The organism is Acidimicrobiales bacterium (assembly GCA_025455885.1).
Classification (GTDB): Bacteria; Actinomycetota; Acidimicrobiia; order Acidimicrobiales; family Acidimicrobilacustridaceae; genus Rhabdothermincola_A.
The window spans coordinates 54,072-73,958 of record JALOLR010000003.1 but is presented as its reverse complement, the minus strand read 5'-3'; the positions used below and the strand labels follow the sequence as shown (position 1 = coordinate 73,958).

The following is a 19,887-nucleotide window of genomic DNA, read 5'->3' as shown; positions in this document are numbered from 1 at the left end:
CCTCAGGCCGCTCCGGGGCGGGAGACGACAGGCTCGTAGGCCCACAGCTCGCTGGCCACGCCCACCGGCCGCTGGGCGCCTTCGGGGGGACCGGACCCACCGGGGCCGGGGTGCCCGCCACCCGGATGGCCGCCGCCGGGGTGGCCGGCGGCGGCCGGCGCCCCGCCCGTCCCGGCGTGGCCCTGGGCGAACGCCGGCGACGACAGCCACGACTCGAAGGCCGCCTCGTCCCGCCAGCGGGTGATGACCAGCCACGTCGTGCGCTCATCGGTGGGCTTGAGCAGCTCGAAGCCCTCGAACCCGTCCTGGCCGTCGACGGCCCCGGCGCGGGCGGCGAAGCGGTGGGCGAGCTCGTCGCCTGCGTCGGCCGGGACGGTGATGGCGTTGATGCGGATGATCGTCATGGGGTTGATCGTGCCCGTCGGGTCGACCCGGCGCCAGTCGGCGACCGGTGCCCGATCGGCCCGTCCGCCGATCCCGGTTGGATCAGCCGCCCGTACACTGGTCACGTGCTGAAGGCCAACGATCCCTGCTGGTGCGGCAGCGGCCGCAAGTTCAAGCGCTGCCACCGCGACAGCCGTGAGGTGCTGCAGCCCGGGGTGATCAGCCCGATGCGCTCCGTGCCGTCGGACATCCCCCGCCCCGACTACGCCGAGACGGGCACCCCGGTGCGCTGGGACGAGCCGAGGGTGAAGTCCGCCGACGTGATCGAGCGGATGCGCCGCGCCGGCGCCGCCGCCGCAGAGATCCTCGAGCTGGGCGGCGCCGCCGTCGCCCCCGGCGTGACCACCGACGAGATCGACGCACTCGTGCACCAGGCCTACATCGACCGCGGCGGCTACCCGAGCACGCTCAACTACCGGGGTTATCCCAAGTCGCTGTGCACCTCGGTCAACGAGGTCATCTGCCACGGCATCCCCGACGACCGCCCGCTGCGTGAGGGCGACATCGTCAACCTCGACGTCACCATCTTCCTCGACGGGGTCCATGGCGACACCAACGCCACGTTCGCGGTCGGCACCATCGACGACGCCTCGAAGCGCCTCGTCGACGTCACCCGCGAGTGCCTCGACCTCGGCATGGCGGCGGTGCGCCCCGGTCGGCCGTTCAGCGACATCGGTCAGGCCATCGAGACCCACGCCCACCGTCACGGCTTCGAGGTGGTCCGGGCCTTCGTCGGCCACGGGATCGGCGAGCAGTTCCACACCGACCTGCAGATCCCGCATTACTTCGAGCCCCGGATGACCACCGAGATGGAGCCGGGCATGGTGTTCACCATCGAGCCGATGATCTCGATCGGGACCGGCAACCACCGGATCTGGGCCGACGACTGGACCGCCGTCACCGCCGACGGGAGCCGCACCGCGCAGTTCGAGCACACCGTGCTGGTCACCGGGACCGGGGTCGAGGTCCTCACCCTCGCCGGGGACCGCGAAGAGGTCGGGTGAACCACGAGCAGTTCACCGTCGCCGGTCTCCGGCTGAACGGTGTCGAGGTGCCGTTGCGCTACGGGCACCTGGTGGTGGTGCACAACGCCAACGCCACCGACGAGGACTGGGAGTGCCTGGCCTCGTCCACCGACGACGTGGCCCTCGAGCCGGCTCCCTACGACCTCCACGTCACCACCACCGAGGGCACCCGGCTCCGCGGCGACGCGGTGATGGTGCGCTCGGACGGGCGCAGCCACGTGTTCCGGGGCGTCGGGGTCCTGCTCCCGCTCTGAGGCGACGCCGGTCCTGCGCTACTCGACGCCGGTGAGGCGGTTGTTCACGTAGGTGAGCGTCACGGTGCCCGTGAGGCCGGTGGAGGTGGACCCGTCGCACACGATCGAACCGGTGGCGTCGGTGACGATCTGGACCCTCGGGCACTCGACGGTGACGGTCCCGCCGAGCTCGTCGGCGAGCACCTGCGCGGCCTGGTCGACCTCCTCGTCGGTGACGAGGAGCACGTCCTTGCCCGCCGCGATGTCGACGGTGCCCTCGTTGTCGGTCATCGTCACCTCGACGGGGAGCGACAGGCCCTCGGTCGTGACGGCGGTGCACTGGAACGTGCCCCCCGACTCGATCTCCACCTCGGAGGGGCAGCGCACCTCGCTCAGCGCCACGCTGACCTCGGCGAACAGCGAGTCGATCTCGTCCTGCAGCACGATCTCGTCGATGACGCTCGGCACCTCCGTGGTCGTCGTCGCCTCGGTGGTGGCCACCGAGACGACCTCGGGGGCATCACCCCCGCCCGAACACCCGGCCAGGAGCGCGAGCCCCGCGACGATCACGACTGCCCCACCAACGCTTCGCTTCACTGCGACCCTCCGCTCCGTTCGTGCCGTCCGCAACGACCCGGCCACCCTAGGTGATCGCCCCCGATCGGCGGGACGATCAGGGAACGATGGAGGGAGCGAACGGTTCGCCGGCTTCCCGCGTGGCCCCCAGCGCGATGTACCACTCGGTGCCGAAGGCCTCGGTGAAGACCTCGTCGGGCATGGCGAGGAAGAACGAGTCGGGTGCGATCTGGCTCTCGTGGGCCCGCATCGCGTCGCGCTTGCGATCGATCACCGAGGTCACGTCGACGGCGTGGGTGATCAGCGCCTCCGGGGAGCCGAACTCCTCCTCCGTGGCGCGGCGCATCCGGTCGGTCTCCTGCGCCGTCAGGCCCCCGGCCATCTCCTCACCCGCCGTCGGCCCCTCGGCGGCGTCGACGAGGTCGCGACCGAACTCCTCGCTGCGGGCCTCCATGGAACGCCGGATGTGGTCGCGGTTCATCGTCGACTGGAAGACCCGCTCCACCCCGGCCTTCTCGGCGGCCCGCACCCCCACCCGATGGACCTGGATGTGGTCGGGGTGCCCGTAGCCGCCGTGGTCGTCGTAGACGGTGAGCACGTCGGCGGCGACCTCCCGGAGCAACGACGCCAGGCGGTCCGACGCCTCCTCGACGTCGGCCTGCCAGAAGCACGTCGGATCGTCGTTCGTCGGCTCGCCCATCATCCCGGAGTCGCGGTAGCCGAGGAACTCGACGCGCCCCACCCCCAAGCGGTCGGCCGCCTCGTGGGTCTCGGCCACCCGGCGCTGCCACAGCTCCTCGCCCTCGGCGAGCACCCCCGGGACAGGCTCGCCGTGCTCGCCGCGGGTGCCGAGCACGAGGACCACGTCGTGGCCGGCGTCGGCGGCGAGGATCATGCTCCCGCCGGTGGCGATCGCCTCGTCGTCGGGATGGGCGTGGAAGCAGACGATCGTGGCCATGGGTGGACAAGCCTACGGGTGTCGGTCAGGCGATCGCCCCCGACGACCGGCGGGCGTCGATACCGGCACCGTCGAGGCCGGCCCACTCCGCCAGGACCTCGTCGGTGTGCTGGCCGGGGTGCGACGGTGGGCGGTCGATCGACGGGGGCGTCCGGGAGAACCGGGGCGCCGGCGCCGGCTGGGTGACCCCGGCGACCTCCACGAAGTTGCCGCGGGCCACGTTGTGGGGGTGGCCGGGCGCCTCGCCGAGGGAGAGGATCGGGGCGACGCAGGCATCGGTGCCGTCGAAGACCGCCGCCCACTCGTCCCGGGTGCGCGTGGCGATCACCGCGGCGAGACGCTCCTTCAGCACGGGCCACATGGCGCGGTCGTTCTGGCGGGCGAAGTCGGGGTCGTCGGCGAGCCCCGTCTTCTCGAGCAGCACCGCGTAGAACTGCGGCTCGATCGCCCCGACGGACAGGAAGCGGCCGTCGGCGCACTCGTACACCTCGTAGTAGTGGGCGCCCGTGTCGAGCATGTTGACCCCGCGCTCGTCGCTCCAGATCCCCATGGCCATGAAGCCGTGGATGAAGGTGGTGAGCGTGGCGGTCCCGTCGACCATCGCCGCGTCGATGACCTGGCCCTGCCCGGAGGTGCGCGCCTCGAGGAGCCCGCACGCCATCCCGAAGGCCAACAGCAGCCCCCCGCCACCGAAGTCCCCGAGGAGGTTCAGCGGGGGCTGGGGTCGCTCCCCGGGACGACCGATGGCCCCGAGCGCCCCCCCGATGGCGATGTAGTTCATGTCGTGGCCGGCCATGGGGGCCATCGGCCCGTGCTGACCCCAGCCCGTCATGCGGCCGTAGACGAGTCGGGGGTTGGCGGCGAGGCACACCTCCGGGCCCAGGCCGAGCCGCTCCATCACGCCCGGGCGGAAGCCCTCGATGAGCCCGTCGGCGTCGGCGAGCAGCTCGAGCACCGTGGCCACCCCGTCGGGATGCTTCAGGTCGACGCCCACCGAACGGCGACCCCGGTTCATGACGTCGCGGGGCGGCGCGGAGGGGTCGCCGCCCGTCACCGACGCCGCCCGGTCGACGCGGACGACGTCGGCTCCCATGTCCGAGAGCATCATGGCGGCGAACGGCCCCGGTCCGATGCCGGCGATCTCCAGGATCCTCACGCCAGAGAGCGGTCCCATCTCATCCTCCTGTGGTGGCGGCCCGGGCTGCGGCCCGACCGATCGGGTTCGTCAGGCGCCCGCGCGGGCGGCGAGGGCGGTCACGTGCTGGATGACCGACGCCCAGAAGTACCGCGGCAGGGTGTGACCGACGTCCTCGAGGAGGAGGAGCTCCGACCCCCGCAGGCACTCGGCGGTGCGTTCCCCTCCGCTCACGTGGATGAGTGGGTCGATCTCGCCGTGGATCACGAGCGCCGGGAGGTCGAGGCCACGCAGGCCCGCCGACCGGGCCGGCGACACCAGCACGGCGAGGAGCTGGCGGACCACGCCGTCGGGGTCGTAGCACCGGTCGTAGCTGAGCGACAGCCGCTCGCGGTCCCACTCCTCGTCGGCGTAGACGGGACCGGCGAGAAAGCGGCTCTGCTCGACACCGAGGGCGATGTTGGCCTCCCGCTCGGCCGGTGACGGCGCCAGCAGCATGGCGACCGCCTCGGCGTTGGGCTGGCCGACGTCCGGGTCGCCGGTGGTCGACGCGAACGACACGAGGGTGAGCGCCCGCTCGGGCCGGTCGATCGCCATCTGCTGGACGATCATCCCGCCCATCGACTCACCCATCAGATGGGCCCGCTCGACGCCGAGACGATCGAGGAGGCCCCACGCGTCGGCGGCCATGTCCGAGAGCAGGTACGGCGCGTCGACGGGACCGCTGAAGGCGGCGAGCAGCGCGCTCATCACGTCGATGCCGTGGTCGTCGACCTTGGTGGAGAGGCCGACGTCGCGGTTGTCGAAGCGCACGACGTGGAAGCCCCGGTCGACGAAGCCGTGGCAGAGGTCGGGGTGCCACGACACCATCTGCGCGCCCAGGCCGCGCACCAGCAACAAGGTGGGGTCCGCGGGGTCGCCGAAGGTCTCGTACTCGATCTCGATCCCGTTGGCGGCGGCTCGCATGGCCGGCATCCTCTCCGCCCCGACCGCGGGGGTCAAGGTGGGCCGGGGTCGACCGATAGCGTTGCGCCGGTGGAGCGGGTCGACCCACTGACGGGTGAACGGGCGTGGATCGTGGCCAGCCGTCAGGGCCGCCCGAACCTCCCGGCCGAGGGGTGCCCGTTCTGCCCCGGCGGGCTCGAGGCCCCCGAGGACTACGACGTCCGGTCCTTCCCGAACCGGTGGCCGCCGTTCACCGGGGACCGCGCCGAGATCGTGCTCTACACACCTCGACACGACGCCTCCTTCGCCGATCTCTCGCCCTCCGATGCGCGGCGGGTCGTGGACCTGTGGGCGGAACGCAGCGCGGCGCTCGGCGCCCGCCCCGACGTCGCCTACGTCCTCGTCTTCGAGAACCGGGGACCCGAGGTGGGGGCGACCATCGCCCACCCCCACGGCCAGATCTACGCCTTCGACACGGTGCCGCCCCGAGCGGTGACCGAGCTCGACGCCGGCGATGCCGAGGCGGCCCTCGGACCCGACGCCCCCGGCGACCGGTTGGTGGCCGAGGCGGCCGACGGCTGGCGGGCCTGGGTCCCATGGGCCGCGACCTGGCCCTACGAGCTCGTGGTCGCCCCCGAGCATCCCGTGCCCGACCTCCCGTCGCTCGGCGACCGGGGCCGCGACGCCCTCGGCACGCTGCTCGTCGACGTCATCGGACGCCTCGACCGGCTCTTCGATGCACCGATGCCGCTCATGCTCTGGTTCCACCAGCGGCCCTTCGACGGCGACGACTGGGCGCAGGCCTGGCTCCACGCCCACATCGCACCCATCCTCCGGGCCCCGGGCACCCCCCGCTACGTCGCTGCCGGCGAGCTGGGCAGCCAGGTCTGGTTCAACCCGGTCGAACCGTCGCGGGCGGCCGCCGACCTGCGCGACGCGTGACCGCTCCGGAGGTGGCGGCGTTCGCGCCGGGTCGGGTGAACCTGATGGGCGACCACACCGACTACGCAGGGGGCCTGGCCCTCCCGATGGCTGTCGACCTCGGGACCACCGTCCGGGGCTTCAGGACCGGCACACGGATCGAGCTGGCGTCGAGCGACCGTCCCGAACCGGTCGACCTCCCGCTGGTGGTCGACGATCCGACGGGTGTCGAACCCGAGTGGGGTCGCTACGTGGCGGGGGTGGTGGCCGAGGTCGCCCCGGCGACGGGGATCGTGGGGACCGTCCACTCCACGCTGCCCGTGGGGGCCGGCCTGTCGTCCAGCGCCGCCCTCGAGCTGTCCGTCGCCCTGGCCATCGGGTTCGACGGACCGGCCATGGCACTGGCGCGCCTCGGCCGGCGCGCCGAGCATCGGGCCTCGGGCGTGCCGTGCGGACTCATGGATCAGCTCGCCTCGGCCTGCGGCGTGGCCGGCCATGCCCTGCTCGTCGACTTCACCACGGAGACCTTCGTCCCGGTGGCCGTACCCGACGACCTCGAGGTGATCGTGGTGCACTCCGGCCAGCCGCGGGCATTGTCGGGGTCGGCCTACGCCGAGCGGCGGGCCTCGGTCGAGGCGGCCGCCGCCGAGGTGGGGCCCCTGGCCGAGGTCGGGGGACCGGACGTGGCCGCCCTCACCGATCCCACCCTGCGCAGGCGGGCCCGCCACGTGGTGACCGAGAACGAGCGCACCCGGGCCATGGCCGACGCCCTCACCAATGACGACGCCGGAGCCATCGGCGCAGTGATGTCGGCCAGCCATCGGAGCCTGCGCGACGACTTCGAGGTCTCGACCGACGCGCTGGACCGCGCCGTCGACGCGCTGGCGCGCACACCCGGCGTGCTCGGCGCCCGCCTCACCGGCGCAGGCTTCGGCGGCTGCGTCGTCGGTCTCGCCCGCCGCGGGGCGGTCACCGACCCGGACTCGATCACCGGCCGCGGCTGGATCGTGCGCCCGTCGGGGGGCGCCCACCGGCTGGACCGGTGAGCGTCACATCCGCCCGAGCAGCTCCGCCTTCTTGGTCTGGAACTCGTCCTCGGTGAGCACGCCCTGGTCGCGGAGACGGGCCAGGTGCTCGATCTGCTCGGGCACCGACTGCGCAGGGGTCGCGGCTGCCGCGGCCGCTGCTGCGGCGGCGTGGGCGGCGTTGATGCCCCCGGAGATCCGATCGGCGCCCTTGATCTCGTTGGCCTCGATCTGTTGGTAGATCTCGTTCTGGACGGCGTCGGGCTTGCGGATGTCCTCGAAGCGCTGGGACCCGGTCTCGGACGCCGACTCGATCTGGAGGTCGCCGAGGCCGAGCATCCGCTCGAAGATCCTCTGGTTGAAGAAGATCGTGTTGATGCGCTCGAGCGGGATCTCGATGCCGTTCTTGGCGATGACCCCGGACCGGTAGATCACGCGGTCCGAGGTGAGCACGAAGTGGGTGCTGATCCAGCGGACGTAGCGGTCGACGAACCATATGAGCGTGGCGACCACCAGGAGGGCGGCGAGGATCCGGACCGCGTCGGGCCAGCCGAGCGCGATCGCCACGAGCCCGAAGAGCACCGCCGCGCCGAGGCCGATGAGCGACTTGGCGATGAACCACCAGTGCGGATGGAGATCGAGGACCAGCTCCTCGTTGGCGTGCAGCACGTCCTGGGGGTAGGGCATGACGCGAACCGTACCTTCGCAGCCCAGCGCGGGGCTGTCCCATCCCGTGGCTACGGTCGCGTCGTGGACCCCGACGCCCTGCTCGACGGCCTGAACGAGGCCCAGCGCGCCGCCGTCACCTCGGGGGCGCGCCCCCTGTGCATCCTCGCCGGCGCGGGGTCGGGCAAGACACGGGTCCTCACCCGGCGCATCGCCTGGCGGGCGGCCACCGACGACCTCGACGCCCGCCACGTGCTGGCCCTCACCTTCACCCGCAAGGCGGCGGGCGAGCTGCGCTCGCGTCTGCGGGCGCTCGGGCTGCGCGACGAGATGGCGGCGGGCACGTTCCACGGCGTGGCGTACGCCCAGCTCCGCACCCGCTGGGCCGAGCGGGGCATCGAGCCGCCCACGCTCCTCGAACGCAAGGTGGGGTTCGTCGCCCGCCTCATGCCCTCCGGCCGGGCCCAGGTGCCGGCCCTCGACGTCGTCAGCGAGATCGAGTGGGCCAAGGCTCGCACCGTCCCCCCGGAGGGGTACGCCGAGGCCGCCGAGCGGGCCGGCCGCCGGCCGCCGATGGGCGGCGACGCCGTGGCGACGGTGTACGCCCGCTACGAGGAGGTCCGCCGCCAGCAGCGGATGGTCGACTTCGACGACCTGCTCCGGCTCTGCGCCCGCGACCTCCACCACGACGCCGCCTTCGCCGAAGTGCAGCGGTGGCGGTTCCAACACGTCTTCGTCGACGAGTTCCAGGACGTGAACCCGTTGCAGCAGGCGCTGCTCGACGCCTGGCTGGGCGACCGCCTCGACCTCTGCGTGGTCGGCGACCCCAACCAGGCCATCTACGCCTGGAACGGTGCCGACGCGCAGCTGCTCCGGCTGTTCCCCAAGCGGCACCCGAGCGCCGAGGTGATCCGGCTCACCACCAACTACCGGTCGAGCCCTCAGGTCCTCGCCGTCGCCAACGCCGTCCTCGTCGGCGGGGGGCGGGGGGTCGACCGGGACGGCGCGCTGACCGCCACCCGCCCGGAGGGCCCGGTCCCGGTCGTCACCCGCTTCGAGGACGACCGCGCCGAGGCCCGGGGCATCGCCAGGGCGGTGCGCGACGAACGCACCCCCGGGAGCCCCTGGTCGGCCCAGGCCGTCCTCGTGCGCACCAACGCACAGGTGGCGCTCCTCGAGGAGGCGCTCCACGAGGTGGGCATCCCGTTCCGGGTCCGCGGGGGCGCGGCGCTGCTCGACCAGCCCGAGATCAAGGTCGTGCTCCGCGACCTCTCGCGGCGCAACGACGCCTTCGCCGACGCCCTGGCCGACCTCGAGGCCGGGACGGCCGAGCCCGACGACGACGACGGCGACCGCGCCGAGGAACGACGGGCCAACCTCGCCGCGCTCGTGCGGCTCGGGCACGACTACGCGGCCATCGAGAGCGGCCCCACCGTCGTGGGCTTCCTCACCTGGTTGCGCGCCACCACCCGGGCCGACCAGCCCGACCGACAGGGCGACGCCGTCGAGATCGCCACCCTCCACGCCGCCAAGGGGCTCGAGTGGCCCGTCGTGCACCTCGCCGGGCTCGAGCAGGGCCTCGTGCCGATCGGCCACGCCCGCACCGCCGAGGCCCTGGCCGAGGAGCTCCGGCTCTTCTACGTGGGCCTCACCCGGGCCGAGCGCTCGCTGCGCCTCAGCTGGGCGGCCCAGCGCTCCTACGGCGCCCGGGTGATGAACCGTGAGGCGAGCAGCTACCTCGACACCGTCGTGGCGGCGGTGCAGGCGCTCCGTGACGGCGTCGACCCGGCCGAGGTGAGCCGAGGTGTCGCCCCGTCGCGCCCGACGCCGCCCGACGCACCACGCCGCCGAGGGGGTCGCTCACGTACGAGGCCCGACCTGCCCCGACCCCAGGGGGCGCCGGCGCCCGACGAGCTCGAGGGCGACGAGCGGGCGCTGTTCGACGCCCTCAAGGCGTGGCGCACCGGCAAGGCCCGGGCCGCAGCCATGCCGCCGTACGTGATCTGCAACGACCGCACCCTCCTCGAGATCGTCGACCGTCGGCCCCGGACGCCGACGGCCCTGCGAGCGGTGCACGGCCTCGGCGAGGTCAAGATCACCCGCTTCGGCGACGAGCTCCTCGAGCTGGTCGCGACCCACACCGACTCCTGAGCCACCATGGTCCGATGCAGTTCTCGTCCCGTCAGACCTACCGTCACGACGTCGACGACGTCGTCGACGCGTACGCCGACCCGTCCATGTACGTCGGACTGCCCGAGCTGCCCAAGATCGGCCGACCGGAGGTCCTCGACGAGCGCCGCACCGGCGATCTCGTCCACCTCGACATCCGCTACGCCTACACGGGCGACCTCCCGGGAGCGGCCCTGGCCGTCATCGACCCCGCCAAGCTCACGTGGATCCAGCGCACGACCGTCGACCTCTCGGGACGCACCACCACGCTCTCGCTGCTGCCCGACCACTATCCCGACCGGCTGCGCTGCGCCGGGACCTTCCACTTCTCCGGCCGGTCCGAGGTCGGCAGCCAACGGGCCGTCCAGGGGGACCTGAGGGTCAAGGTGATGGTCGTCGCGGGCCAGGTCGAGCGCGCCCTCGTCAGCGGCCTCGAGGAGTTCCTCGACGCCGAAGCGGCGGCCGTCGACGCCTGGATCGACGCGTTGGTCTAGGCCACCGCGCTCGCACCGGCCGCCAGGTCGAAGTCGACGACGACCGGCGCGTGGTCGCTCGGCTGCTTGCCCTTGCGGGCGTTGCGGTCGATGAGCACGGTCCGGGCCAACGGCGTGAGCGGCGCAGAGGTGAGGACCAGGTCGATGCGCATCCCCCGTCCCTGGTGGAAGTCGCCCCGCCGATAGTCCCACCACGAGAAGAGGCCGCCGGCGTCGTAGTGGTCGCGGAACACGTCTTCGAGCCCCCAGTCCTCGAGGCGCGCCAGGGCGGCGCGCTCGGCGGCGCTGACGTGGGTCGCGCCGACGAACGCGGCGGGATCGTGGACGTCACGGTCGTCGGGGGCGATGTTGAAGTCGCCGCACACCACGACCGGCGCCGCCGGGTCCTCGTGATCGTCGAGCGCCCGCCGCAGACGCTCGAGCCAGACGAGCTTGTAGGTGTAGTGGTCGTCGTCGAGCGCCCGGCCGTTCGGCACGTAGACGCAGGCGACGCGGACACCGCCGCAGGTCGCCCACAAGAGGCGCGCCTCGGGGTCCTCCTCGCCGTCGTCGTCCCAGCCGGCGCGCACGTCGGTGAGGCCGACCTTCGAGAGCACGGCCACGCCGTTCCATCGACCCTGCCCGTGGTGGGCGCAGTCGTAGCCCATCTCCCGGAACGTCAGGTCGGGGAAGGCCGCGTCGGCCAGCTTGGTCTCCTGGAGGCAGAGCACGTCGGGTTGGACCTCGGCGATCCACTCCTCGACCCGGGGCAGGCGGGCCTTCAGCGAGTTCACGTTCCAGGTGGCGAGGCGCACCCCCGCAGCCTAGGAGCCACCGGACGTGACATCCGTCGCCGCGCCCGGGGGTAGCGTCGCCCCGTCCCGTGGTTCGAGGAGCACCCGTGTCCGACTACGCACACCTCACCCGCATGCAGCGCTTCTGGTCGTGGATCGCGGTCCGACTCGGGAAGCACGCCGGCCTCGTCGCCCTCGTCGGGCTCCTCGCCACCCTCGTGCTCGGGTTCGGGATCACCAGGCTCGAGTTCGCCACCGGTCAGGACAGCTACCTCAACGCCGAGGACCAGGTCTTCCAGGACAACGTCGAGTACCAGGACCTCTTCGGCGGCCAGGCCGTCCTGGTGCTGTTCACGATGAACGACGGCTCGACCATCTCCGACCTCATGAGCGCGGAGAACCAGGCCGAGATGGACCGGATCCAGGCCGAGCTCAAGTCCCGCCCCGACCTGATCCAGGCGGTCGTCACGCCGAAGACGGCCCTCGACTGGACCGACCGGCTGCTACGCCTCACCCCCGAGGGCGAGGTGGCCGCCGTGCCGACGGAGTCGGCCGCCGGCATCGCCCTCCTCAACGCCACCACCGCCGAGACGGTCGACGGCGCACCGCAGTCGGCCGAGAGCGTGGCGGCGCGGACCGCGGACGCCGCGGCACAGCTCGGTCGGCTGGCGGCGATCCCCGAGGCCGACCGGACGATGGCCGACCCCGCGTGGGTCGACTTGCTCTTGTTCGACAACCAGGGCGAGATCCGCAAGGCGCAGGCGCCGGTGTTCACCGACGACACCCACGCCCAGATGGTCGTCCGCCTCGTGGGCAACGCGTCGCTGGAGGTGGAGGGGGCAGGCGGCACCTTCGTGCGCGACACCGTCGATGCCGCGGTCGAGGCGGGCGCCTTCCCCGAGGCGACGCTCACGGTCACCGGCGCGTCCTACCTCCTCCAGGACATCAATGACTACCTGCGGGGCGGCATGCTCCAACTCGGGGCCATCGCCCTGGTCGTGATGGCGATCATCCTGCTGGTGCTGTTCGACGTGCGATGGCGGCTGTTGCCGCTCGTCGTCATCGTCTTCGGCGTCACCTGGGCCTTCGGCCTGGCCGGCTATCTCGGCATCCCCCTCACCCTGGTCACCATCGCCGGGCTCCCCGTGATGATCGGGATCGGGATCGACTACGCGATCCAGATGCACGCGCGGGTCGAGGAGGAGGTCGTCATCGACCGCTCTCCCCACCCGATCCAGGAGACCGCGCGAGGCCTCTGCCCCGCGTTGGTTGTCGTGACGCTGGATGCGGTGTTCGCCTTCACCGCCCTGCGGTTCGCCAAGGTGCCCATGATCCGCGACTTCGGGCTGCTCCTGTCGGTCGGGATCGCGGTGATCTGCCTGGCCAGCATCATCATCCCCCTCTCGGTCCTCGGCATCCGGGAGTACCGGTCGCCGACGAAGCGGCGCGACTTCCGCGGCGGCCGTCTCGGCCGGCTCACGAGGTGGCTCGGCTCGCTGCCCCCGTGGACGGCTCCGGTGCTCGCCGGCTTCAGCATCGTCGTGTTCGTCGGCGGCCTCCTCGTGGAGGAGCGCCTCGAGCTGCAGAGCGATCCGGTCGAGTGGGTCGACCAGTCCTCACAGAGCATCCGCGACTTCCGAGAGGTCGAGGCACAGACCGGATCGAGCTCGGAGCTGGCCTTCTTCGTCCAGACGGCCCCCGAGGACGTCTTCGCCCAGGAGACGGTGAACTTCATCAGCGACTACGCCGACGACCTGCTCACCCGCTTCGGCGACGAGGTCCCGCCCGGAAAGATCAGCCCGGAGCTGCTCACCGCGACGAGCCTCGTCACGACCGTCGACTACGCGATCGCAGTGCCGGGTGCCGAGCGTGTGAACCCGGCGGCGTCCGACGTGGAGATCGCCTACGAGCTGGCCCCCGAGGACGTGAAGGCCTCGACGGTCAACCTCCCCGCGGGGGCCCAGAACCTCATCTTCCGCTACGGCGACCGCTCGCTGGAGGAGCGCCGGGCGACGGTCGAGGAGATCCGCGACACCGTGGCACCGCCCGAGGGCATCAAGGCGGTCCCCTCGGGCCTCGCCATCGTGGGCGTGGGCCTGCTCGAGAACCTGCAGGCCAACCGGATCCTGCTCACGTACCTCGCGCTGCTGTTCGTCGGGATCTACCTCACCATCCGGCTCCGCAGCCTGGTCCGCGCCCTGCTGTCGCTCGTGCCGGTCACGATCGCCGTGGGCGTGTCCGCCCTCGTGGCCTACGCCTTCGGGTGGAAGCTGAGCCCGATGACGGCCGTCGGAGGCCCGCTGGTGGTCGCCGTGTGCACCGAGTTCACGTCACTCATCCTCCTGCGCTACCTCGAGGAGCGGCGTCGTGGGCTGTGGCCCCGACAGGCGATCGACGTCGCGGCATCGCGGACGGGGCGGGCCTTCATCGTCTCGGGCCTGACCGCCATCACCGGGGTCCTGGTCATCGCCTTCTCGCCGCTCCCGCTGCTGCGCTACTTCGGCCTGGTGGTCGGCATGAACGTCGCGGTCGCGCTGCTCTCCGCCCTGGTGGTGCTGCCCCCGCTGCTCGTCTGGGCCGACAGGCGGGGGTGGGTGTCCAAGCGCGAGATGCCCGAAGACCTGCGCCGGGCCACCACCCCGGGGCTGGCCGGGATGTCCGAGGAGCAGGCGGTCGCCGAGGGGGTGGCCCCGGTCGCCGAGTGACCGGTCGGCCCGATCCGCCCTCCCGGGTCCGATCGGGTCGCTGGAGGGGCCCCGGGCGGGCCGGCCTGCCCCGGTAGGATCGGCGCCGTGGCCGAAGACTCCCCCCCGAAGATCGCGGGCCCGAACGCGTGGCTCGTCGACGAGATGTACGAGCAGTTCCTGAACGACCCCACCTCGGTGAGCGAGTCGTGGCAGGACTTCTTCCAGGACTACCGATCTGCCGGACCCACGCCCAAGGCCGCGGCGAGCCCCACGACGACCCCCGCGGCGGCCCCGTCGACGACTCCAGCGGCACAGGCGGCGCAGGCCGCACCGGCGGCAGCGCCGGCCCCGTCGGCTGCGGCGACCGCACCCGAGTCGCTCGCCGGGGAGCCGCTCCGGGGCGCGGCGGCGCGGATCGTCACCAACATGGAGTCCAGCCTCGCCGTCCCGACCGCCACCAGCTTCCGCGAGGTCCCCGCCAAGCTGCTCGAGGTCAACCGCAAGATCATCAACGGCTACCTGGGCCGGACCCGCGGCGGCAAGGTGAGCTTCACCCACCTCATCGGCTTCGCCGTGGTGCGCGCCATCGCCGAGACGACCCCGGTCATGAACTCGTCGTACCTCGAGGGGCCCGACGGCAAGCCCCGCGTGGTTCGCAACGACCACATCGGCCTCGGCATCGCCGTGGACCTCGAGAAGTCCGACGGCAGCCGGTCGCTGCTCGTGCCGTGCATCAAGGATGCCGACACGCTCGACTTCGCCGGCTTCCACGCCGCCTACGAGGACCTCATCCGCAAGGTCCGCTCGAACAAGCTCGCCCCCGACGACTTCGCCGGCGTGACCGTCAGCCTCACGAACCCCGGCACGATCGGAACCGTCCAGTCGGTCCCGCGCCTCATGCCCGGTCAGGGCCTGATCGTCGGCGTGGGCAGCCTCGCCTACCCCACCGAGTTCCAGGGCGCCGACCCGGCCACCCTCGCCGACCTCGGCATGTCGAAGATCATGACGATCTCCTCGACGTACGACCACCGCATCATCCAGGGCGCCGAATCCGGGCTGTTCCTGAAGCGGGTCCACGAGCTGTTGATGGGCGAGAACGACTTCTACGAGCACGTCTTCCGCTCGGTGGGCGTGCCCTACGAGTCGGTCGAGTGGCGCCGAGACGTCAACCCCGTCGACCGCGAAGCCTCGATGCTCGACAAGCAGATGCAGGTGCAACAGCTCGTCAACATGCACCGGGTCCGGGGGCACCTCATCGCCGACCTCGACCCGCTCTCGAGCGAGGAGCCCCACCTCCACGCCGAGCTCGACCCCGCCACCTACGGCCTCACCATCTGGGACCTCGACCGGGAGTTCTTCACCGGCGGGATCGCCGGCCGCACCCGCATGAAGCTCGACGACATGCTCCACGTGCTGCGCGACGCCTACTGCCGCACCATCGGCATCGAGTACATGCACATCCAGGAGCCGGCCGAGAAGCGATGGATCCAGGAGCACGTCGAAGGGGTCTCGGTCGAGGTGGGCGCCGACGAGAAGCGCCACATCCTCGGTCGGCTCAACGCCGCCGAGGCCCTCGAGAAGTTCCTCGCCACCAAGTACGTCGGCCAGAAGCGGTTCGGGCTCGACGGCGCGGAGGCGGTGATCCCCCTCCTCGACGCCGTCCTCGCCGAGGCGGCCGATGCGCACATGCAGGCCGCCGTGCTCGGGATGGCCCACCGCGGCCGGCTCAACGTGTTGGTGAACATCGTGGGCAAGAGCTACCAGCAGCTCTTCAACGAGTTCGAGGGGAACATCGACCCCGAGTCCATCCAGGGCTCCGGCGACGTGAAGTACCACCTCGGCCAGACCGGGAAGTTCGAGAGTCGGCGGGGCAACACGATCAGCGTGGAGCTGGCCGCCAACCCGTCCCACCTCGAAGCGGTGGACCCTGTCGTCGTGGGCATGGCCCGGGCGAAGATGGACCTCATCGAGCCGCCGGGCAACTACCCCGTGCTGCCCGTGCTGGTCCACGGCGACGCCGCCTTCGCCGGCCAGGGCGTCGTGGCCGAGACGCTGAACCTCAGCGACATCAAGGGCTACCGGGTCGGCGGCACGATCCACGTCATCATCAACAACCAGCTGGGGTTCACCACGCCCCCGACGGCGGCTCGCTCGTCGGAGTACCCGACCGACGTGGCCAAGATGGTCCAGGCGCCGATCTTCCACGTCAACGGCGACGACCCCGAGGCGGTGGTGAGGGTGGCCGGGCTCGCCTTCGCCTATCGCCAGGCGTTCCACAAGGACGTCGTGATCGACATGGTCTGCTACCGCCGCCACGGGCACAACGAGGGCGACGACCCGAGCTACACCCAGCCGCTCATGTACCGGCGCATCGACGCCCGCCGAACGGTCCGCAAGCTCTACACCGAACTGCTCGTCAAGAAGGGCGACATCTCCGTGGAGGAGGCCGAGGCCGCCCTCGACGACTTCCAGCAGCGGTTGCAGAGCGCCCTCGACGAGACCCGGTCCCAACAGCCCACCCCGGTCGTCGCCGACGCTCCGGAGCGGGTGTACATGGGTGTGCGGCCCCAGGTCGACACCGGCGTGTCGAAGGCCGACCTCGACGAGGTCTTCGCCGCCATCGACCACGTACCCGACGGGTTCACCGTCCACCCGAAGCTGGCTCGCCAGTTCGACGCACGGCGGTCGATGTACGGCGAGGGCGAGATCGACTGGGCCCTCGGGGAGGCTCTGGCCTTCGGCACCCTGCTCCACGAGGGAACGTCGGTCCGGGTGGCCGGGGAGGACAGCCGGCGCGGCACCTTCTCCCACCGCCACGCCGCGCTCGTCGACCACGACACGGGCGAGGAGATCGTCCCGCTCGCCGGCGCAGCGCGCGACGGCGCCAAGTTCTGGATCTACGACTCGCTCCTGTCGGAGTTCGCGGCGCTCGGGTTCGAGTACGGGTACTCGGTGGAGAACAAGGACGCGCTGGTCGTGTGGGAGGCGCAGTTCGGCGACTTCATGAACGGCGCGCAGGTCATCATCGACCAGTTCGTCGTCGCCGCCGAGGACAAGTGGGACCAGACCTCCGGACTCGTCCTGTTGTTGCCCCACGGCTACGAGGGTCAGGGGCCCGAGCACTCCTCGGCGCGCATCGAGCGGTTCCTCACCCTTTCGGCCGGCGACAACATCCAGGTCTGCAACGCGACCACGGCGGCGCAGTTCTTCCACCTCCTGCGCCGTCAGATGCATCGCGACGTGCGCAAGCCGCTCGTCGTCTTCACGCCGAAGTCCGGGCTACGGGCCAAGACCAGCCGTTCGCCGGTCAGCGACTTCGTCCAGGGCTCCTTCCAGGAGATCCTCGACGATCCCCGCATCGAGGACCCCGCTGCGGTGCGTCGCGTCGTCCTGGCCTCGGGCAAGATCGCCGTCGAAGCCCAGGCCGAGCGCGACGAGCGCGGTGCGCCGGTGGCCGTGGCCCGCGTCGAGCAGCTCTATCCGTGGCCCTACGAGGGCGTGGCCCGGGTGCTGGACCGCTACCCCAACGCCCGCGAGCTGTGGTGGCTCCAGGAGGAGCCCGAGAACATGGGCCCCTGGAACAACGTCAAGGGTCGGATGTACGAGGCCCACGAGGACACCCACGAGATCCACCGCGTGAGCCGGCCCGAGTCGGCCAGCCCGGCCACGGGGGCGTCGAGCATCCACCATGCCGAGGTGCGCAGCCTCTGGGACCACACGTTCGGCGGGCTCGACTAGCCGAGCAGGTCCTCGGCCACCGCCTTCCAGAGCTCGGTGGAGAGCCGCAGCGACTCGGTGTCGACTCGTTCGTCGTCACCGTGGAACATCGACCCGTAGTCCTCGAAGGTGAGGTGCTCGCTGAAGAGGCCGAAGCCGTAGGCGGTGCTGCCCATCCGACGGAAGAACCGGGCGTCGGTGGCGCCGACGGTGAGGAAGGGCACCGTCTCCGAGCCCGGGTACCACCGCTGGGTCAGCTCCGAGAGGGAGTGCCACAGCGGGGTGTCGACCGGTGAGGCGCTGGAGGGATCGGACTTGTGAGGGGTGTAGGTGACGCGTTCGGCCAGGTCGCCGAGCGCCTCGAAGAGCTGATCCCGGGCATCGTCCTCGGTCTGACCGGGGAGCGTGCGGATGTCGACCTGCAGGTCGACGGTGTCGGGGATCACGTTGATCTTCGTGCCGCCCTCGATGACGGTGGGGGCGAAGGTGGTGTGCGTGCAGGCGTGGAACTGACGGGCCATCCCGGTCGGGAGGCCGGTCAGCATGTCGTCGAGGCCGTCCTCGGAGAGCAACGGACCGGTGATCTCCTCCGGGTAGCCCATCGAGGAGATGAAGCGACGCCACGTGTCGTGGATCATCGTCTCGGGGCGGTACTCGTGGAGCCGGCGAACGACCTCGGCGGCGGTCACGAGTGCGTTGTCGGTGCGGTACGGCTGGGATCCGTGGCCGGGAGTGCCCCCGATGCGGATGGTTCCCCACAACGAGCCCTTCTCCCCCACGATGACCGGCAACTTGGTCCCGGTCGGACTGGGCAGCGGGATCCCCCCGGACTCGGTGATGACGTAGTCGGCGCGAACGGCGTCGAGGTGGTGCCGGACGAGGTGATCGGCGCCGTAGGCGCCGTCCTGCTCCTCGTCGGCGACGGCGAGGTAGACGAGTGTGCCCTCGGGGCGGAACCCGCTGCGGGCCAGCTGCCGCACGGCGACCGCCATGGACGACGTGAGGTTCAACATGTCGATGGCACCGCGACCCCAGACCTCGCCGTCGACGAGCTCACCGCCGAAGGGGTCGTGGCGCCAGCGCGGCGAGTTGGCCGGCACGACGTCGGTGTGCCCCATCAGCAGGAGCGTGGGAGCCTCCGGGTCACGACCTTCGATCCGGGCGACGAGGCTCGTGCGACCCGGGGCGGCGGTGTAGGCCTCGAGGTCGAGTCCCGGACCTTCGAGGTAGGTGGCGAGGAGGTCGGCGCTGCGTTGCTCCTGGCCTGACCCGACCGTGCCGTCGTTCACGCAGGCGTTGCGGATGAGGGCCTGGAGGAGCTCGGTGCACTCGCCCTCGACTCCGGTCGGCATGGCACTCACGCCCGGCAGCGTAGGCTGAGGCCTTCATCACGTCGTGGAGCGGCTCCGAACCTCCCGACCGTGCCCCAACCTCGACCGGCAGCCCCTTCTCGGGAACGGTGCGACGGGGGTGGGCGGGTCGGACGGGGTTGGTGGTGCTCCCGGTCGCCCGTCCGGGCACCGAAGCCCCGCGTGCAGCGGGCCAACAGAAGAGTCGAACCCCCAACATGATCCGATCCCACGTGGTCGTCGATGGCTCGAACATCGCGACCGAAGGGCGCACGACGCCCAGCCTCCGCCAGCTCGACGACGCCGTGAAGGCGTTCCTCGACGAGCACCCGGTGGAGACGCTCACCGTCGTCGTCGACGCGACGTTCCCGAACCGCATCGACCCCTCGGAGCGCCCCGAGTACGAGGAGGCGATCCTCGCCGGCGAACTGGTGACCCCGCCGGCCGGCGCGATCGGCCGCGGCGATGCCTTCATCCTGCAGATCGCCGAGAAGGTCGGGGCGACGGTCCTCTCCAACGACTCGTTCCAGGAGCTGCACCCCACCCACCCGTGGGTCTTCGAGGAGGGCCGCCTGATCGGCGGGAAGCCCGTCCCCGGCGTCGGGTGGGTCTTCCTCCTGCGCACGCCCGTGCGCGGGCCGGTCAGCCGCCGGGCGGTCCGGGAGGCCAAGGACCGGGGAAGGGACACCGGCGATCGGGCCACGGCGGCTTCCGGCGACCGGGCCACGGCGGCTTCCGACGGCCGCCGCCAGGGTCGCGGGCGCGGGTCC

The 19,887-nt window shown here is 71.7% G+C and carries 16 protein-coding genes and 1 pseudogene; 9 read left to right on the top strand and 8 right to left on the bottom strand.

What is annotated here, in order from left to right:
• Positions 1 to 2: 2 nt before the first annotated feature.
• On the bottom strand, positions 3 to 404 hold the full coding sequence (locus MUE36_03375; GenBank protein ID MCU0309966.1) for an antibiotic biosynthesis monooxygenase: 402 nt from the start codon (positions 402 to 404) through the stop codon (positions 3 to 5).
• Between the two features lie 105 nt (positions 405 to 509).
• On the opposite strand from MUE36_03375, the gene map reads away from it, so the two are divergent.
• Both map and MUE36_03365 read left to right on the top strand, forming a co-directional pair.
• Positions 510 to 1,448, top strand: coding sequence for a type I methionyl aminopeptidase (map, locus tag MUE36_03370; GenBank protein ID MCU0309965.1), 939 nt, complete (start codon positions 510 to 512; stop codon positions 1,446 to 1,448).
• Complete coding sequence (locus tag MUE36_03365) at positions 1,445 to 1,723, top strand: hypothetical protein (GenBank protein ID MCU0309964.1); 279 nt, start codon at positions 1,445 to 1,447, stop codon at positions 1,721 to 1,723. Before map ends, MUE36_03365 begins: the two co-directional genes overlap by 4 nt.
• 18 nt (positions 1,724 to 1,741) lie before the next feature.
• On the opposite strand, the gene MUE36_03360 is transcribed toward MUE36_03365, so the two are convergent.
• From MUE36_03360 to MUE36_03345, 4 genes are all read right to left on the bottom strand, one after another.
• On the bottom strand, positions 1,742 to 2,203 hold the full coding sequence (locus MUE36_03360) for a DUF4333 domain-containing protein (protein MCU0309963.1): 462 nt from the start codon (positions 2,201 to 2,203) through the stop codon (positions 1,742 to 1,744).
• A gap of 172 nt (positions 2,204 to 2,375) precedes the next feature.
• Entirely contained in the window at positions 2,376 to 3,236 is an 861-nt protein-coding gene (locus MUE36_03355) for a PIG-L family deacetylase (GenBank protein MCU0309962.1), read from the bottom strand.
• A 25-nt stretch (positions 3,237 to 3,261) separates the two neighbouring features.
• Entirely contained in the window at positions 3,262 to 4,410 is a 1,149-nt protein-coding gene (locus MUE36_03350) for a CoA transferase (GenBank protein ID MCU0309961.1), read from the bottom strand.
• A gap of 51 nt (positions 4,411 to 4,461) precedes the next feature.
• Positions 4,462 to 5,337, bottom strand: a complete 876-nt coding sequence (locus MUE36_03345; protein MCU0309960.1) for an alpha/beta fold hydrolase — start codon at positions 5,335 to 5,337, stop codon at positions 4,462 to 4,464.
• 69 nt (positions 5,338 to 5,406) lie between these two features.
• On the opposite strand from MUE36_03345, the gene MUE36_03340 reads away from it, so the two are divergent.
• Complete coding sequence (locus MUE36_03340; GenBank protein MCU0309959.1) at positions 5,407 to 6,258, top strand: hypothetical protein; 852 nt, start codon at positions 5,407 to 5,409, stop codon at positions 6,256 to 6,258.
• Positions 6,255 to 7,283: a hypothetical protein gene (locus MUE36_03335; protein MCU0309958.1), complete on the top strand. Its 1,029-nt coding sequence runs from the start codon at positions 6,255 to 6,257 to the stop codon at positions 7,281 to 7,283. The genes MUE36_03340 and MUE36_03335 overlap by 4 nt, the downstream gene beginning before the upstream one ends.
• A gap of 3 nt (positions 7,284 to 7,286) precedes the next feature.
• On the opposite strand, the gene MUE36_03330 is transcribed toward MUE36_03335, so the two are convergent.
• A complete protein-coding gene (locus tag MUE36_03330; GenBank protein MCU0309957.1) occupies positions 7,287 to 7,949 on the bottom strand; it encodes a PH domain-containing protein in 663 nt (220 codons plus the stop codon).
• Positions 7,950 to 8,012: 63 nt separating this feature from the next.
• Here MUE36_03330 and MUE36_03325 point away from each other — a divergent pair, with 63 nt between their 5' ends.
• Together MUE36_03325 and MUE36_03320 are read left to right on the top strand one after the other, a co-directional pair.
• Entirely contained in the window at positions 8,013 to 10,079 is a 2,067-nt protein-coding gene (locus tag MUE36_03325; GenBank protein ID MCU0309956.1) for an ATP-dependent DNA helicase UvrD2, read from the top strand.
• Positions 10,080 to 10,093: 14 nt separating this feature from the next.
• Positions 10,094 to 10,591, top strand: a complete 498-nt coding sequence (locus tag MUE36_03320; protein ID MCU0309955.1) for a DUF2505 domain-containing protein — start codon at positions 10,094 to 10,096, stop codon at positions 10,589 to 10,591.
• Here the strand turns inward: MUE36_03320 and MUE36_03315 are convergent.
• Complete coding sequence (locus tag MUE36_03315; protein ID MCU0309954.1) at positions 10,588 to 11,385, bottom strand: exodeoxyribonuclease III; 798 nt, start codon at positions 11,383 to 11,385, stop codon at positions 10,588 to 10,590. The two genes, MUE36_03320 and MUE36_03315, sit on opposite strands and share 4 nt — an antisense overlap.
• An 86-nt stretch (positions 11,386 to 11,471) precedes the next feature.
• Here MUE36_03315 and MUE36_03310 point away from each other — a divergent pair, with 86 nt between their 5' ends.
• On the top strand, positions 11,472 to 14,069 hold the full coding sequence (locus tag MUE36_03310) for an MMPL family transporter (protein ID MCU0309953.1): 2,598 nt from the start codon (positions 11,472 to 11,474) through the stop codon (positions 14,067 to 14,069).
• A gap of 87 nt (positions 14,070 to 14,156) precedes the next feature.
• Positions 14,157 to 17,789 carry a multifunctional oxoglutarate decarboxylase/oxoglutarate dehydrogenase thiamine pyrophosphate-binding subunit/dihydrolipoyllysine-residue succinyltransferase subunit gene (locus tag MUE36_03305; protein MCU0309952.1) on the top strand — a complete coding sequence of 1,211 codons (3,633 nt, stop codon included), beginning with the start codon at positions 14,157 to 14,159 and terminating at the stop codon, positions 17,787 to 17,789.
• On the opposite strand, the gene MUE36_03300 is transcribed toward MUE36_03305, so the two are convergent.
• Complete coding sequence (locus tag MUE36_03300; protein MCU0309951.1) at positions 17,786 to 19,120, bottom strand: M20/M25/M40 family metallo-hydrolase; 1,335 nt, start codon at positions 19,118 to 19,120, stop codon at positions 17,786 to 17,788. The genes MUE36_03305 and MUE36_03300 overlap by 4 nt on opposite strands.
• Before the next feature lie 215 nt (positions 19,121 to 19,335).
• Between MUE36_03300 and MUE36_03295 the strand changes: the two are divergent.
• Positions 19,336 to 19,599 (top strand): annotated as a pseudogene (locus MUE36_03295) (hypothetical protein).
• Positions 19,600 to 19,887 lie beyond the last annotated feature (288 nt).